Annotated in this window: 15 protein-coding genes; 12 read left to right on the plus strand and 3 right to left on the minus strand. The window is 67.8% G+C overall.

The features are described from left to right. On the plus strand, positions 1–954 hold a 954-nt coding region (locus Q8M82_RS09470), incomplete at its 5' end, for an alpha/beta fold hydrolase (RefSeq protein ID WP_305691115.1). A 59-nt stretch (positions 955–1,013) separates the two neighbouring features. On the opposite strand, the gene Q8M82_RS09475 is transcribed toward Q8M82_RS09470, so the two are convergent. Further along, positions 1,014–2,189 (minus strand): alpha-hydroxy acid oxidase, encoded by a 1,176-nt coding sequence (locus tag Q8M82_RS09475; protein WP_305691116.1) that lies wholly within the window; start codon positions 2,187–2,189, stop codon positions 1,014–1,016. Between the two features lie 85 nt (positions 2,190–2,274). Further along, a complete protein-coding gene (locus tag Q8M82_RS09480; protein ID WP_305691117.1) occupies positions 2,275–2,916 on the minus strand; it encodes a DUF6198 family protein in 642 nt (213 codons plus the stop codon). A 228-nt stretch (positions 2,917–3,144) separates the two neighbouring features. On the opposite strand from Q8M82_RS09480, the gene Q8M82_RS09485 reads away from it, so the two are divergent. The 4 genes from Q8M82_RS09485 (at position 3,145) to Q8M82_RS09500 (ending at position 6,990) form a co-directional block, all read left to right on the plus strand. Then, positions 3,145–3,630 (plus strand): YHS domain-containing (seleno)protein, encoded by a 486-nt coding sequence (locus Q8M82_RS09485; protein ID WP_305691118.1) that lies wholly within the window; start codon positions 3,145–3,147, stop codon positions 3,628–3,630. A 160-nt stretch (positions 3,631–3,790) separates the two neighbouring features. Then, positions 3,791–5,992 (plus strand): glycoside hydrolase family 3 N-terminal domain-containing protein, encoded by a 2,202-nt coding sequence (locus Q8M82_RS09490; protein WP_305691119.1) that lies wholly within the window; start codon positions 3,791–3,793, stop codon positions 5,990–5,992. A gap of 131 nt (positions 5,993–6,123) precedes the next feature. Continuing rightward, complete coding sequence (locus Q8M82_RS09495) at positions 6,124–6,327, plus strand: cold-shock protein (RefSeq protein WP_305691120.1); 204 nt, start codon at positions 6,124–6,126, stop codon at positions 6,325–6,327. 126 nt (positions 6,328–6,453) lie between these two features. After that, the gene (locus Q8M82_RS09500; protein WP_305691121.1) at positions 6,454–6,990 is read left to right on the plus strand and encodes an MOSC domain-containing protein; all 537 of its coding nucleotides are present in this window, start codon (positions 6,454–6,456) and stop codon (positions 6,988–6,990) included. Here Q8M82_RS09500 and Q8M82_RS09505 read toward each other — a convergent pair. Continuing rightward, positions 6,987–7,853: a DMT family transporter gene (locus tag Q8M82_RS09505; RefSeq protein WP_305691122.1), complete on the minus strand. Its 867-nt coding sequence runs from the start codon at positions 7,851–7,853 to the stop codon at positions 6,987–6,989. The genes Q8M82_RS09500 and Q8M82_RS09505 overlap by 4 nt on opposite strands. Positions 7,854–8,017: 164 nt before the next feature. On the opposite strand from Q8M82_RS09505, the gene Q8M82_RS09510 reads away from it, so the two are divergent. The 7 genes from Q8M82_RS09510 to Q8M82_RS09540 all read left to right on the plus strand — a co-directional run. Beyond that, positions 8,018–9,382 carry an aminotransferase-like domain-containing protein gene (locus tag Q8M82_RS09510; RefSeq protein ID WP_305691129.1) on the plus strand — a complete coding sequence of 455 codons (1,365 nt, stop codon included), beginning with the start codon at positions 8,018–8,020 and terminating at the stop codon, positions 9,380–9,382. 71 nt (positions 9,383–9,453) lie between these two features. After that, on the plus strand, positions 9,454–10,467 hold the full coding sequence (locus Q8M82_RS09515) for an ArsR/SmtB family transcription factor (protein WP_305691123.1): 1,014 nt from the start codon (positions 9,454–9,456) through the stop codon (positions 10,465–10,467). Then, complete coding sequence (gene metF / locus Q8M82_RS09520; RefSeq protein WP_305691124.1) at positions 10,467–11,378, plus strand: methylenetetrahydrofolate reductase [NAD(P)H]; 912 nt, start codon at positions 10,467–10,469, stop codon at positions 11,376–11,378. Before Q8M82_RS09515 ends, metF begins: the two co-directional genes overlap by 1 nt. A gap of 165 nt (positions 11,379–11,543) precedes the next feature. Continuing rightward, on the plus strand, positions 11,544–15,299 hold the full coding sequence (gene metH / locus Q8M82_RS09525; RefSeq protein WP_305691125.1) for a methionine synthase: 3,756 nt from the start codon (positions 11,544–11,546) through the stop codon (positions 15,297–15,299). A gap of 109 nt (positions 15,300–15,408) precedes the next feature. Further along, complete coding sequence (locus Q8M82_RS09530) at positions 15,409–15,708, plus strand: alkylphosphonate utilization protein (RefSeq protein WP_305691126.1); 300 nt, start codon at positions 15,409–15,411, stop codon at positions 15,706–15,708. Then, entirely contained in the window at positions 15,708–16,142 is a 435-nt protein-coding gene (locus Q8M82_RS09535) for a GNAT family N-acetyltransferase (protein ID WP_305691127.1), read from the plus strand. The genes Q8M82_RS09530 and Q8M82_RS09535 overlap by 1 nt, the downstream gene beginning before the upstream one ends. 126 nt (positions 16,143–16,268) lie before the next feature. Beyond that, a partial coding sequence (locus Q8M82_RS09540) for a flavodoxin family protein (protein WP_305691128.1) occupies positions 16,269–16,572 on the plus strand: 304 nt, incomplete at its 3' end.

Here is a 16,572-nt window from a genome sequence, read left to right on the forward strand (position 1 = left end):
CTGGCCGGAATCGCGCTCGCCGCGGCGACAGCCACCGCTGTGTCCCTGCCGGCAAGCCAAGCCGCCGCCCAGGCGCGCCTCGCCACGAAGGCGCCGGCCCGCCGAGCCAAGCCGGTCGTCGATGGCGACTATGTCGTGACCCGCGAAGACGTCCGGCTCTACTTCAAGGACTGGGGGCCGAAGGACGGTCCGGTGGTGACGCTGAGCCATGGCTGGCCGCTCTCCTCCGACAGCTGGGAGAACCAGGCGTTCTTCCTCGCCAGCAACGGCTTCCGCGTCATCAGCCATGACAGGCGCGGCCATGGCCGCTCCAGTCAGACCTGGGACGGCAACGACATGGACCACTATGCCGACGATCTGGCGGAGGTGATCGAGGCGCTCGACCTCAGGAACGTGTCGGCCTTCGGCTTTTCGACCGGCGGCGGCGAGGTCGCGCGCTATGTCGGCCGCCACGGCACCGGTCGTGTCGCCAGGGTCGGCTTCATCGCCGCGGTGACGCCGATCATGCTGCGCAAGCCTTCAAACCCCGATGGCGTGCCGCTGGAGGTCTTCGACGGCATCCGCAAGGGCTTCCTCGCCGATCGTGGCCAGCTCTTCCGCGACATCGCGTCGGGCCCCTTCTTCGGCTACAACCGCCCCGGCGCCAAGGCGAGCCAGGGTGCGATCGAGGCCTGGTATGCGCAGGGCATGCAGGCCGGCTTCAAGAACACCTTCGACTCGATCAAGGCGTTCTCGGAGACCGACTTCGTTGCGGATCTGAAGAAGGTCGACCGGCCGACGCTGATCGTCCATGGCGACGACGACCAGATCGTCCCGATCGAGACGACAGCGCGCGCCGTCAAGCGGCTGCTGCCGAGCGCGACCCTGAAGGTCTATGAGGGCGCCCCGCACGGCCTCTCCGAGACCCACAAGGACCGGCTGAACCGGGACATGCTCGCCTTCCTGAAGGCCTGAGCAGTCCAGACGCGATGATGGAGGCGGGGGCGCAGTGCGTCCCCGCAGCCATTTCCGGATCAGATCGCGGCCGCCAGCCGCCGTATCGCGCCCTCGCGACCGCCGACGAGGATCCTCTCGTCGACCGCCTTGATGTCGCGCAGGCCGCAGAGCGCCATGGTGACGTCGAGCTCCTTGCGGATGATATCGAGGCAGCGGGTGACGCCGGCCTCGCCCATCGCGCCGAGCCCATAGAGGAAGGCGCGGCCGATATAGGTGCCGTGCGCGCCGAGCGCCAGCGCCTTGATGATGTCCTGGCCCGAGCGGATGCCGCCGTCAAGATGCACCTCGATGCGGTCGCCGACCTGGTCGACGATGGCGGGCAGCGCCTCGATCGAGGAGAGCGCGCCCTCGAGCTGACTGCCGCCATGGCGGGAGACGATCAGCGCGTCGGCGCCGCTGCGGGCAGCATTCTCGGCATCCTCGGGATCGAGAATGCCCTTCAGGATCAGCTTTCCGCCCCACTGGTCCTTGATCCGCTTGACGTCGTCCCAGTCGAGCTTCGGGTCGAACTGGTCGGCGGTCCAGGAGGAGAGGGAGGACATGTCGGCGACGCCCGAGACATGGCCGACGATGTTGCCGAAGCTGCGCCGCGGCGTGTCGAGCATCTTCAGGCACCAGCGCGGCTTGGTCGCGAGATTGATCAGATTGGCGAGCGTGGGCTTCGGCGGGGCGGAAAGGCCGTTGCGGATGTCCTTGTGGCGCTGGCCGAGGATCTGCAGGTCGAGCGTCAGGACGAGCGCCGAGACGCCGGCGCGCTTGGCCCGCTCGATCAGTCGCGCGCTGAAATCGCGGTCCTTCATGACGTAGAGCTGGAACCAGAACGGGTTGCCGACATGGTTGGCGATGTCCTCGATCGAGCAGATGCTCATGGTCGAGAGGGTGAAGGGCACGCCCGCCTTGGCGGCGGCCTTCGCGGCCAGGATTTCGCCATCGGGATGCTGCATCCCGGTCATGCCGGTGGGGGCGAGCGCGACGGGCATCGCGACCTTCTCGCCGATCATGGTCGATTCCAGCGTGCGGTTCGTCATGTCGACCGCGACGCGCTGGCGCAGCTTGACCTTGGCGAAATCGGTCTCGTTGGCGCGGTAGGTGCCCTCGGTCCAAGCGCCGGAATCGGCGTAGTCGTAGAACATGCGCGGGACGCGGCGCTTCGCCAGCAGGCGCAGATCTTCGATCGTCAGGGGCTGGGCCATGGTGTCGAGCCTCGTCGCGTTTTGGGCACCGCCGGCGTGACTCGCATGAGCCGCGGCGGGGCGCAAGACCAGCGCCCTGCGACGCTCAGGACACGCCCCTGTAGCGCCCCGGCTTGTGGTTCATGCCCAGCACCGCGTTAAGGACGAGCGTGCCGATCAGCGAGATCGCGAGCCGGTCGGGCGGCAGGACGAAGGCCGCACCGGCGAAGATCGCCGCATCGATCGCGAGTTGCACCCAGCCGGCGCGCCAGCCGCGCTTCTCCTGCAGATAGAGCGCGAGAATGTTGACGCCGCCGATCGCGGTGCGGTGGCGGGCGAGCGCCAGAAGCCCCAGCCCCATGATGCTGCCGCCGGCCAGCGCGGCATAGAGCGGCTGGACGCTGGCGATGTCGAGCCAGAGCGGCGTCGCCTGGACCAGCAGCGAAACGAGCCCGACTGCGACGAAGGTACGCAGAGTGAAGGGCAGGCCCATGCGGCGGAAGGCGAGCCAGTAGAAGGGCAGGTTGACCGCCGAGAAGAGCAGGCCGAAATGCAGCCCGGTCGCATATTGCAGCAGCAAAGCAAGCCCTGCGGCGCCCCCGGTCATGATCGTCGCCTTGGCGAAGAGGGCGATGCCGATCGAGACCATCAGCGTGCCGAGCAGGATCGCCAGCGCGTCTTCATAGAGCCGGTGCCGCTCCGTCGACGAGGTGTCAGCTGGGGAGCGGGTGGCTGTCGATGGGGTCATGAGCCCTCCTGCAGGGTCGGAGCGACCCATGAGGCTCGCTGGCAGCCGCTGATGAGAATCCCGTGCCAGCCCAGCCGGGGAGGGGGCAGGCCGATCACGGCCTCGTCGCGTGAGCGTGATGTACCCGGGACGGAACAGGCGCCGAATTGCCTGACAGCCGCGACCGACGGGGCACGGTGCTTCCTCCACCAGGACGGAAGCTGGAAAGACCAACATCGGAGGATGACAATGTCTGTTCTGCGCATCGGCAAGCGGATGTCCGTACGTTTCGCTGCAGCCTCGGCCGCAATCCTGATGTCTTTCGCCGTGCAGGCGGCGGACGAGCACTTCCTCAAGGACGGCGGCCCTGCGATCAGCGGCTACGACGCCGTCGCCTATCACACGCTAGGCAAGCCGACACCCGGTTCGAGCCAGTTCAAGGCGGAATATCAGGGCGTCACCTGGCAGTTCGCCTCCGCGGCCAACCGTGATCTCTTCGCCGCCAATCCGGCCAAGTTCGCGCCGGCCTATGGCGGCTGGTGCTCGGCTGGGGCGAGCAAGGGCAAGAAGGTTTCGACCCAGCCGCATCTCTTCGCGGTCGTCGACGGCCAGCTCTACCTCAACAGCACCGAGGCTGCGCACAAGGATCTCTTTCTGAAGGATCCGGCGGCGGTCATCGATCGGGGCGAACGCAACTGGAAGATCATCTACGCGACGCCCGCGGCGAAGCTCTGACACCGCGCGTCTCGACCCTGCGGGGGCGGGCCCGTCACCATCACCCCGGCGCCATGCGGCGCCGGGGTCGCGCCGGGATCGGCCGATGCCGCGAGCGCATGCGTTGAGCCGCCTTCATGCTTCCTGTAGTCCGGGCGCATCGAAGTCGGAACGCAAAACCGTGAACCATCTGATACGTCTCGCCTTGTGCGCCTTCGCCAGCCTGGTGCCGCTCACCCTGACCGCGCAGGAGGTCGGCTGGAAGACCGGCCGCGAGGCTGCCGCGATCGAGCGGCGGATCGACGCGCTGCTGGCGCGGATGACGCTGGAGGAGAAGGTCGGCCAGCTGCATCTGTCGGGGCGCGGCGACGGCTTCGACATCGCTCAGGTCAAGGCCGGTCGCATGGGCGCGGTAATGAACTTCGTCGTGCCGGCCGAGGTGCTGGCGGTGCAGAAGGCGGTGCGCGAGAGCCGTCTCAAGATTCCGCTGATCATCGGGCTCGATGCCGTCCACGGCTTCTCGACCTATTTCCCCCTGCCGCTCGGCCAGGCCGCGAGCTGGAACCCGGCGCTGATCGAAGAGGCCGCCTACTGGACCGGGCGCGAGGCTTCCGCCGCCGGCATCAACTGGACCTTCGCGCCGATGGTCGACATGTCGCGCGACCCACGCTGGGGCCGCGTGCTCGAAGGCGCGGGCGAGGACGTGCATCTGGCCTCGGTCGTGGCGGCGGCGCGCACGCGCGGCTACCAGCGCGGCGGCGTCGCGACCTCGGTCAAGCACTTCGTCGGCTATGGCGCGGGCGAGGCCGGGCGCGACTACAACTCGACCTGGATCCCGACCAGTCAGCTCTTCGACCTGCATCTGCCGCCCTTCAAAGCCTCCTTCGATGCGGGCTCGATGACCGCGATGGCGGCCTTCAACGCCCTGAACGGCATGCCGGCCACCGCCCACAGGGGCATGCTGACGGACCTGCTGCGCGGACAATGGGGCTTCCGCGGCTTCGTCACCTCGGATTTCGGCTCGATCACCGAGCTGCGCCTGCACGGCATCGCCCGGGACGACGCGGAGGCCGCGCGCAAGGCGCTGCTGGCGGGCATCGACATGGACATGATGGGCGACGTCTATCACAAGCACCTCGCTGCAGAGGTCCGGGCCGGGCGCGTGCCGGTGAAGGCGCTGGACGAGGCCGTGCGGCGGGTGCTGCGGGTCAAGTTCCATCTCGGCCTGTTCGACAAACCCGATGTCGACCCCGCTGCCGCGCCGGCGCTGATGCAGACGGAAGATGCGCGCCGCGTGGCGCTGCGGGCCGCGCAGGAAGGCGCGATGCTGCTCAAGAATGCGGGCGACATCCTGCCGATCCGGCCTTCGGTGAAGTCCGTCGCGGTGATCGGGGCGATGGCGCGGCCCGAGGACGAGCGGGTCTGGACGGACCCGGCCGGCCTCGGCCGGCGGGTCGTGCAGCCCCTGCCCGAGGCGCTGAAGGAGCGCCTGCTGGCGGATGTCTCGGTCACCTACGAGCCGGCCTTCACCAAGGCCTGCGGCACGGAGTTCGCCGACAAAGAGGCCGCGATCCGGGCCGCGGCGGCCAGCGATCTGATCGTGGCCATGCTCGGCGAGGACTGCGAGTTCATGGGGGAGGGCGCCTCGCGCACCCGGCTCGATCTGCCGGGCGTGCAGCAGCCTTTGCTGGAAGCGCTGGTGGCCACCGGCAAGCCGGTCGTGCTGGTTCTGGCGACCGGGCGCCCGCTCGTCTTGACCTGGGCCGATGCCCATGTCGCGGCCATCCTGCAGACCTTCCATGGCGGGACGGAGGGGCGCACGGCCATCGCCGACATCCTGACCGGCAAGGTCAACCCTTCCGGCCGGGTGCCGATGAGCTTCCCGCGCTCGGTCGGGCAGATCCCGGTCTATTACGATCACCTGCCCACGGGGCGGCCGCAGAAGATCCGCCAGCGCTATGAATCCATCTTCATGGATGAGGCCAACGAGCCGCTCTATCCCTTCGGTCACGGCCTCTCCTACACCCGCTTCAGCTATGCCAATGCGCGGGTCTCGAAGCCGAGCCTGAGGCTGGACGGGTCCGTCGAGGTCTTGGTCGACGTGACCAACACGGGCCTGCGAGACGGGCAGGAGGTGGTGCAGCTCTATGTCCGCCAGCCGGTCGCGAGCCGCTCCCGGCCGGTGCGCCAGCTCAAGGCGTTCGACAAGCCGATGCTGCGTGCCGGCGAGACCCGCACGGTGACCTTCCGCCTCGACGGCAGCCGCCTCGGGGCCCATGACGATGCGGGCCGCTACGTCGTCGAGCCCGGCCTGGTCGAGATATATCTAGGTGGCTCTTCGCAAACCTCGGTCATGACGCAGGTGATGTTGACTAAGTCTTGATCACAGAGGCTTTAGCCGCCCGCGCTTTGCTCTCGACAAGCAATCTTTTTCGGTCAATCCTCCGTTCTGCGGCTATCGTGGGACATGCATCTGCTGGCCGCGGCGACGCTTTGGCTTCAAAGGATGCGGCGATGGCGACCGGGACCGTCAAGTGGTTCAATACTGAGAAAGGCTTTGGCTTCATTCAGCCTGCGGATGGCGGAAAGGATGTGTTCGTGCACATTACTGCCGTTAAGGAAGCGGGGCTGATGACGCTGACCGAGGGTCAGAAAGTCTCGTTCGAACTCAAGACCGAACGCGGCAAGACGGCGGCGGGCTCGCTGCAAGTGATGTGAGCGGCCAGACCGGTTGACACTGACGGTGGCGGACAGCATGCCGCCAGCGTGACAAAAGCGCGTCCCATCGGCAGCGTCGCAGGCGTTTTCGCCGCGACGGGTCTCTCATCGTCGCGGCATGCGGTCGTGACGCAGGCCGTCGAGACGCTGGTTCTCGACGAGGCCGGCATTCGCGGCGATCTTCATGCCGGGCTGACCCGTCGTTCAGGGCCGCGCGAGCCCTGGCTGCCGCGTGGCCTGACCCTTCGCAACGACAGGCAGGTGTCGGCGCTCTGCCCCACCGAACTCGCTGCCATCGCCCGCGGGCTCGACCTGCCCGTGCTTCCGCCGCAATGGCTGGGCGGCAATCTGTTGATCGATGGATTGGCAGGCTTGTCCGGACTGGCTCCGGGCAGCCGTCTCGCGATCGGCGGGGGCTGGGGTGGAAAGGGCCGTTTCGACGGTGGCGCGGTGCTGCGGGTCGAGGCCTACAACCTGCCCTGCCGGCGCGCGGGCGCGGCGGTGGCGGCGGCCGCCGGGCGCTCAGAACTGCTGTTTCGCTTCGTGGGGGCGGCGGCGGGGCTGCGCGGGCTGGTGCTGAGCGTCGATCTGCCAGGCACCGTCGCGGTGGGCGATGCCGTCGTTGTCATCCCGCCGGTGACGGTAAAGGGCGCCACGCGCTAGCGGGCGAAGCGGCGTGCCGCTGCGACGCAGGCCGCTACGGCGGCCGAAGCGGCGAGCATCGGCCAGGTCACCGCCTCGCCGAGCAGCAGGCCGGCCAGCGCGAGGCCGAAGAAGGGCTGCAGCAACTGCAACTGCCCGACGGCCGCGATGCCGCCCTGGGCGAGCCCGCGATACCAGAAGACGAAGCCGATCAGCATGCTGAAGAGCGAGACATAGGCGAGGCCCAGCCAGGCGGGCGTGCCCGTCGCCGCCAGATCGTTGGGGCGCAGCACGAGTGCGGCGGCCGCCGTTACGGGAAGCGCCAGCAGCAGTGCCCAGGAAATCACCTGCCAGCCGCCGAGACGGCGCGAGAGCCGCGCGCCCTCGGCATAGCCGAGCCCGCAGACCACGATCGCCGCCAGCATCAGCAGGTCTCCCGTCGGTGCGGCGGCGAAGCCCTGTGTCAGGGCGAAGCCGACGACCAGCGCGCTGCCGAGGCCCGACAGCAGCCAGAAGGCCGGGCGGGGTCGCTCGCCGCCGCGCAAGACGCCGAAGAGCGCGGTCGCGAGCGGCAGCAGTCCGATGAAGACGATCGAGTGTGCCGCCGTGACATGCCGCAGTGCCAGCGCGGTCAGCAGCGGAAACCCGATCACGACGCAGAGCGAGACGACCAGCAGCGGCAGCAGGTCGGCCCGCAGCGGCCGCTTCTCGCGAAAGAGAAGCAGCAGGGCGAGTCCGAGGAGGCCTGCGATGGCGGCGCGGGCCAGCGTCAGGAAGACCGGGTCGAAATCGGCGACCGCGACCCGCGTCGCCGGCAGCGAGCCGGCGAAGATCACCACTCCGAGCAGGCCGTTGATCCAGCCGCTGGTCCTGTCGTCGAGCATGGCGAGTTCCGATCGCGAAGGTGACGGCAGAAGGCCGGTGCGGCGGCAGTTTCGCCAGAGACAGAGCAGTACAATTCTGGCAAACTGTCCTGATGACAGGATCAGGACAGAGCGAAACGCTGCGCGCGCTCGCACGGTCGGATGGCACCCGGGTTGGGGCCGTGATGGCGACCATCCGGCAGCGCATCGCCGGCCGGATGCTGGCGCCAGGCGCGCGTCTGCCGTCGATCCGGGCGCTGGCCGGGACGATGGCGGTGTCGAAGTCCACGGTCGTGGAGGCCTATGACAGGCTCGTGGCGGAAGGGGTCATCGAGGCCCGCCGCGGCTCGGGGTTCTATGTCGCCGGCCATGCGCCGCCGTTTTCGCCGGCCGATCTCGGGCCGCGACTGGAGCGGGAGGTCGATCCGTTCTGGGTCTCGCGGCAGTCGCTCGATGCGGGTGGGGCTGTGCTCAAGCCAGGCTGCGGCTGGCTGCCGGCGGACTGGCTGCCTCAGGAGAGCCTGCGCCGGGCGTTGCGTGCGCTCTCCCGCGCCCCGGCCGAGACTCTCGCGGATTACGGCACGCCGCTGGGGCTCGCGCCGCTGCGGCGGCTGCTGTCGCGCCGGCTGGGGGGCCATGGTGTCGAAGCCGCTCCCGACCAGATCCTGCTGACCGAATCCGGCACGCAGGCACTCGATCTCGTCTGCAGCCTGCTGGTCGAGCCCGGCGATACCGTGCTGGTCGACGATCCCTGCTATTTCAACTTTCATGCCCTGCTGCGGGCCCATCGCGTACGGATCGTCGGCGTGCCCTATGGGCCCAGCGGTCCCGATCTTGCGGCGTTCGAGCAGATTCTGGTCGAGCACCAGCCGCGGCTCTACGTGACCAATTCGGGCCTGCACAACCCGACCGGGGCGAGCCTCTCGCCGGTCATCGCGCACCGTCTGCTCAAGCTGTCCGAGACGTCGGGGCTGGCCATCGTCGAGGACGACATCTTCGCCGATTTCGAACCGGAACCGGCGCCGCGTCTGGCTGCCTTCGACGGGCTGGAGCGTGTCGTCCAGATCGGCAGCTTCTCGAAATCGCTTTCGGCCTCGGTGCGGTGCGGCTACATCGCGGCCCGGCGGGACTGGGTCGAAGGGCTGATCGATTTGAAGATCGCCGCCTCCTTCGGGACGGGGCGGCTGGCCGCGGAGCTGGTGCTGGCCGTGCTGACGGATGGCAGCTATCGCCGGCACATGGACGGGCTGCGGGTGCGTTTGGCGCGGGCCATGGGCGAGACCGCGGCGCGGCTGCGGGCGATCGGCATCGAGCCCTGGCTCGAGCCGCGGGGCGGCATGTTCCTGTGGTGCCGCCTGCCCCAGGGGCTGGATTCGGCGGCCATCGCGCAGCGGCTTTTGGCGAAAGACATCGTTCTGGCGCCCGGCAATGTCTACAGCCTGTCCCAGAGTGCAGCCGGCTTCATGCGCTTCAACGTGGCGCAATCGGATGACCCGCGGCTGTTCGAGGCCCTGCGGCGGATGACGAGTGAGGGCTCCTGCTCAGATTGAACTTGCGCCCAGTCGGCGAGTGACATAAACATATCTTTATATCTTTTTGATTGCCGTTGTGGAGTTACCGTTTGCGCCTGCCGACCACGCTCGCTTCCGACGTTCTGCTCGCCGCGCTGCGCGCCGCGGGGGAGGAGACACGGCTGCGCATTCTGGCGCTGCTGTCGGAAGGCGAGTTGTCGGTCTCCGACCTGACCGACATCCTCGGGCAGTCGCAGCCGCGCATTTCGCGCCATCTCAAGTTGCTGACAGAGGCGGGGCTGGTGCGCCGCTCGCGCGAGGGGGCCTGGGCGTTCTTCCGCCTGGACGAAACCGGCACCGGCGGGGCCTTCGCCGCCTCGCTCGCCGCCTGGCTCGACCGGTCTGACCCGGTGCTGGCGGCCGATCGCGAACGGCTGGCTGCGGTTCGCGGCACGCGGGCGGAGGCCGCGCAATCCTATTTCGCCAGCGTGGCGCGCGACTGGGACCGGCTGCGCTCGCTGCATGTGCCGGACGAAGCGGTCGAGGCCGCCGTCGAGGCCGCCGTCGGCAAGGGCACGCCCGGAAGCCTGCTCGATCTCGGCACCGGCACGGGGCGGATGCTGGAGCGCATCGCGCCGAAGTTCGGGCGGGCGGTGGGCGTCGACGCCAACCATGCCATGCTCGCCGTGGCGCGGGCCAATCTCGAAAAGGCGGGCCTGGCGCGGGTCGAGCTGCGACAGGGCGACATCTACGCCTTGCCGTTCCCGCGGGGCAGCTTCGACCTCGTGGTGATCCATCAGGTGCTGCACTTCCTGGACGATCCCGGCCGCGCCGTGCGCGAGGCGGCTGCGATGCTGGCCCCCGGCGGGCGGCTGATCGTCGTCGATTTCGCGCCGCACGAGATGGAATTCCTGCGGACCGAGCACGCCCATCGCCGGCTCGGCTTCTCGCGGGCGCAGATCGCCGGCTGGTTCGCGGAGAGTGGCCTGGCCTGCGATCTGTCCGAGGAAATCAAGCTCGCCGGGGGCGGCTCGGGCCAGTTGCCCGTGATGCTCTGGCGAGGCTGCGACCGGCGTGTGCAATCCGACCCGATGCCGCGACAGACCAATCTAGAGGTAGCCTGATGAACGCGTTCCGCCCCAGCCGGCATGGCTCCCGCCGCCCGAAGATCTCGTTCGAATTCTTCCCGCCCAAGACGGCCGAGATGGAGGTCTCGCTCTGGGAGAGCGTGCGCCGGCTCGAGCCGCTGGCGCCGTCCTTCGTCTCGGTGACCTATGGCGCCGGCGGTTCGACGCGCGAGCGCACCCACGCCACCGTCAAGCGCATGGTCGAGGAGACCGCGCTGAAGCCGGCGGCGCATCTCACCTGCGTCTCCGCCTCCCGCGACGAGGTCGACGAGGTCATCCGCGGCTATTGGGATGCCGGCGTGCGCCATGTCGTGGCGCTGCGCGGCGATCCCGCCGGCGGGCTCGGCACGGTCTATGAGCCGCATCCGGAAGGCTATCATCAGACCTCGGATCTGGTGGCGGGCCTGAAGCGGATCGGTGATTTCGAGGTCACGGTCTCGGCCTATCCGGAGAAGCATCCGGAAGCCGCCTCGCTGGAGGCCGACATCGATGCGCTGAAGAAGAAGGTCGATGCGGGTGCGACGCGCGCGATCACCCAGTTCTTCTTCGATAACGACGTCTATTTCCGCTATCTCGACAAGGTGCGCGCCGCCGGGATCGACATACCCGTCCTGCCGGGCATCGTGCCCGTGCAGAATTTCAAGCAGACCGCCAATTTCGCCCGCAAGACCGGGGCGAGCGTGCCGCAATGGCTGGCCGACCGCTTCGAGGGGCTGGAGGAGGACGCCGCGACGCGCCGCCTCGTCGCGGCGGCCGTCTGCGCCGAGCAGGTGCTGGACCTGATCGACCGCGGCGTCGGCGACCTGCATTTCTACACGATGAATAAAGCCGATCTGGTCTATGCGATCTGCCATCTCGCCGGGGTCAAGCCGGAGCGTGGCGAGGCGCAGGCGGCTGCGGCGGAGTGAATTGACGAGCCCTCATCCTGAGGAGCCGCCGACGGCGGCGTCTCGAAGGATGCTTCAGGAGGCTCCGGAACCATCTGGAGCATCCTTCGAGACGCGCTCTATGAGCGCTCCTCAGGATGAGGGCTGACGAATACGAGCTGATCCGGGTTCGATGAAAGCGTGACCATGTCAGACTTCCAGCCCACCCCCGTCGACGGTGCCGAGATCGAGCGCGCGCTGCGCCAGTCGGCGTCCGAACGCATTCTCGTGCTCGACGGCGCGATGGGGACGCAGATCCAGAACCAGAAGTTCTCCGAAGCGGATTTCCGCGGCGAGCGCTTCAAGGGTTGGAACCACGACCTCAAGGGCAACAACGACCTGCTCGTGCTGACCCAGCCGGACGCGATCCGCGACATCCACCTCGCCTATTTCACGGCGGGGGCCGACATTGTCGAGACCAACACCTTCTCCTCGACCCAGATCGCCCAGGCCGATTACGGCATGGAGGCGCTGGCCTATGAGCTGAACGTGGTGTCGGCGCGGCTGGCGCGCGAGGCGGCGGCGATCGCCCAGAAGGCGGATGGGCGCCGCCGCTATGTCGCTGGCGCCATCGGCCCGACCAACCGCACGCTGTCGATCTCGCCGGACGTCAACAACCCCGGCTTCCGCGCGGTGACCTTCGACCAGGTACGAGACTCCTATGCCGAGCAGGTGCGCGGACTGATCGACGGCGGGTCCGAGATCATCCTCGTCGAGACGATCTTCGACACGCTCAACGCCAAGGCGGCGATCGTCGCGATCGAGAACGTCTACCGCGAGCGTGGCATCCGTCTGCCGGTGATGATCTCCGGCACGATCACCGACCTGTCTGGGCGCACCCTGTCGGGCCAGACGACGGAAGCCTTCTGGAACGCGGTGCGTCATGCCGCGCCGCTGACGATCGGCCTCAACTGCGCGCTCGGTGCGCGCGAGATGCGCGCCCACATCAAGGATCTGTCGCGCGTCGCCGACACGCTGGTCTGCGCCTATCCCAATGCCGGCCTGCCCAACGAATTCGGGATGTATGACGAGAGCCCCGAGGCGACCGCGGCGATGCTGGCCGAGTTCGCCGATGCGGGGCTGGTCAACGTGGTCGGCGGCTGCTGCGGCACGACGCCCGGCCATATCGCGGCGATCGCGCAGGCGGTGGCCGGCAAGGCGCCGCGCCAGGTGCCGGAGATCAAGCGCTATCTGCGGCTGGCGGGGCTGGAGCCGTTCACGCTCGACGAGACGATCCCCTTCGTCAATGTCGGCGAGCGCACCAACGTCACCGGTTCGGCCAAGTTCCGGAAGCTCATCACCAATGGCGACTATGCCGCGGCGCTCGACGTCGCCCGCGACCAGGTCGCGAATGGCGCGCAGGTGATCGACATCAACATGGATGAAGGCCTGCTGGATTCGCAGGCGGCGATGACCGAGTTCTGCAACCTGATCGCCTCGGAGCCTGACATCAGCCGCGTCCCGATCATGGTTGATTCCTCGAAATTCCCCGTGATCGAGGCCGGCCTGAAGACGATCCAGGGCAAGCCGATCGTCAACTCCATCTCGATGAAGGAGGGCGAGGCGGCCTTCCTCGAGCAGGCCCGGATCTGCCGCAACTACGGGGCGGCCGTGGTGGTGATGGCCTTCGACGAGACCGGCCAGGCCGACACCTACGCCCGCAAGATCGAGATCTGCACGCGCGCCTACAAGCTGCTGACGGAGGAGATCGGCTTCCCGCCCGAGGACATCATCTTCGACCCCAACGTCTTCGCCGTGGCGACGGGCATCGAGGAGCACGACAACTACGGCAACGACTTTATCCAGGCGACCAAGACGATCCGCGAGACCCTGCCGCACGCCCATATCTCGGGCGGCGTCTCGAACCTGTCCTTCTCGTTCCGCGGCAACGAAAAGGTCCGCGAGGCGATGCACTCGGTCTTCCTCTACCACGCCATCAAGGTCGGTATGGATATGGGCATCGTCAATGCGGGCCAGCTCGGCTCCTATGACGATCTCGATCCCGAGCTGCGCGAACTCTGCGAGGATGTCGTCCTCAACCGCCGCAAGGACGCGACCGAGCGGCTGCTCGACGCGGCGCCGCGCTTCAAGGGCGACGGCTCGGTGTCCTTCTCCGGCAAGGACATGGCCTGGCGCGAGAACCCGGTCGAGAAGCGGCTGGAATATGCGCTCGTCAACGGCATCACCGCCTTCATCGACGTCGATGTCGAGGAGGCGCGCCAGCAGGCGGACAAGCCGCTGCATGTGATCGAAGGGCCGCTGATGGCCGGCATGAACGTCGTCGGCGACCTGTTCGGCGCCGGCAAGATGTTCCTGCCTCAGGTGGTGAAGTCGGCCCGCGTGATGAAGCAGGCGGTCGCCTATCTGATGCCCTTCATGGAGGAGGAGAAGCGCCTGAACGGCGGTTCGCAGCGCTCGGCCGCCGGCAAGGTGCTGATGGCGACGGTGAAGGGCGATGTCCACGACATCGGCAAGAACATCGTCGGCGTCGTGCTGCAGTGCAACAATTACGAGGTCATCGATCTCGGCGTGATGGTGCCGACGCAGAAGATCCTCGACGTCGCGCGCAAGGAGAAGGTCGACATCATCGGGCTGTCGGGGCTGATCACGCCCTCGCTCGACGAGATGGTGACGGTTGCCTCCGAGATGGAGCGCGAGGGCTTCGACATTCCGCTGCTGATCGGTGGCGCGACGACGAGCCGCGTCCATACGGCGGTCAAGATCCACCCGGCCTATGAGAAAGGCCAGACGGTCTATGTGACCGACGCCTCCCGCGCCGTCGGCGTGGTGTCGAGCCTGCTCTCGCAGGACCAGAAGCCGGCTTATGTCGAGGGGATCCGCAGCGAATACGCCAAGGTCTCGGCCGCGCATCGCCGCTCGGAGGCCGACAAGCAGCGGCTGCCGCTGGCCAAGGCCCGCGCCAACGCCTTCAAGGCCGATTGGTCGAACTATGCCCCGCCGAAGCCCAGCTTCCTGGGGACGCGGACCTTCCGCACCTATGATCTCGCCGATCTGGTGCCGCTGATCGACTGGACCCCGTTCTTCCAGACCTGGGAGATGAAGGGGCGCTTCCCGGCCATTCTCGAGGACGAGAAACAGGGCCCGGCGGCGCGTGCGCTCTGGGACGATGCGCAGGCGATGCTGAAGCGCGTGGTCGAGGAGCGCTGGTTCAACCCGAAGGCGGTGATCGGCTTCTGGCCCGCCAATGCGGTGGGCGACGACATCGCCCTCTACACCGGCGAGAGCCGGGCGGAACGGCTGGCGACGCTGCACGGCCTGCGCCAGCAGCTCTCGAAGCGCGACGGCAAGCCGAATATGTGCCTGTCCGATTTCGTCGCGCCCGAAGGCATCGAGCGGCCCGATTATGTCGGCGGCTTCGTGGTGACGGCCGGCGCGGAGGAGGAGCGCATCTCCGAGAAGTTCGCCCGCGACAACGATGACTACCGCTCGATCATGGTCAAGGCGCTGGCCGACCGCTTCGCCGAGGCCTTCGCCGAGCGGATGCACCAGCTGGTGCGCCGGGACTATTGGGGCTATGCGGCCGATGAGAGCCTCGCCAACGAAGACCTCATCCGCGAGGAGTATCGCGGCATCCGCCCGGCACCGGGCTATCCGGCCCAGCCCGACCATACCGAGAAGGCGACGCTGTTCGAGCTTCTGAAGGCGGAATCGCGCGTGGGCGTGAAGCTGACCGAAAGCTTCGCGATGTGGCCGGGCTCGTCGGTGTCGGGGCTCTATCTCGCCCATCCCGATGCCTATTACTTCGGCGTCGCCAAGGTCGAGCGCGACCAGGTCGAGGATTACGCCACGCGCAAGGGCATGCCGATCCACGAGGTCGAGCGCTGGCTGTCGCCGATCCTCAACTACGAGCCTGCGAGCTACCGGCTCGAGGCGGCGGAGTAGGGCTGCGAGCCGTCGCGGGTTTCACAGTCTGCCCTTGTTGAATGGGGGCGGGGCGGCGTATAGCCCCGCAGGGCCTGCTGGCCCTCCTCTGACACGGAACGGACCGGACATGGCTGACGACGACTACGTCTATGACGAGGTGACGGGCGAGTGGCGCCCTGCCTCCGAGATGGCCGCGGCGGCCGCGCCGGACGGCATCGTCGTGCGCGATGCCGCCGGCAACACGCTGGCCGATGGCGATTCCGTCGTCCTGATCAAGGACCTCAAGGTCAAGGGCGCCGGCCAGACCCTGAAGCAGGGCACGGTGATCCGCTCGATCCGCCTGACCGACGATCCCGAGGAAATCGACTGCCGGCACGAGACGATCCGCGGCCTCGTTCTGCGCACCGAGTTCGTGCGCAAGCGCTGATGACCGCCGCCTCACCCGTGATCCGCAAGGCGACACCAGCCGACCAGCCACGTATCCATGCGATCCGCATGGATGTGCGCGAGAACGTGCTGTCGGACCCGTCGCGGGTGACTGACGCCGAGGTCGCCTGGTATCGCGAGCAGGCGATCTTCCTGGTGTCGGAAGCCGATGGCGAGATCGCCGGCTTCACCTGCGCCAACCCCCAGACGGGGCTGATCTGGGCGCTGTTCGTCGATCCGGCACATGAGGGGCGAGGTCATGGCCGGGCGCTGCTCGATGCTGCGCTCGCCGCGTTGACCGCTGCGGGCATCGTCCAGGCCCACCTCACCACCGGTGCCGGTACGAGGGCCGAGCGCTTCTATCGCCGGCATGGCTGGCGTGAGACCGGCCGCTCGCTCGACGACAACATCGTCTTCATCCACCCGCTGGGCTGAACTGCGGCCGGCATTGCGCCGGCGCCATCCCGAGCCTGCACTGCTGCAATCGCTCGGCCATTGAAGCCTTCTCTGCGCTGCAACATCTTCACGGGACCCTACGGACCGTTCTTCAGGAGGCACCGCATGACCCAGATCGCCATCGTTTTCCATTCGGGCTATGGCCACACGGCCAAGGTCGCCGAGCATGTCGCCAAAGGCGCGCGCGGCACCGGCGTCAGCGTCGATCTGCTCGCGATCGATGCCGACGGCAATCTGCCCGAGGCCGCCTGGGCGACGCTGAAGACGGCGGACGGCATCGTGTTCGGCTCGCCGACCTATATGGGCAACGTCTCCTGGCAGTTCAAAAAGTTCGCCGACGCCTCCAGCAAGCCCTGGTTCAGCCAGCAGTGGAAAGACAAGGTCTTTGCCGGCTTCACCAACAGCGCCA

Source organism: Allobosea sp. (assembly GCF_030694325.1).
Classification (GTDB): Bacteria; Pseudomonadota; Alphaproteobacteria; order Rhizobiales; family Beijerinckiaceae; genus Allobosea.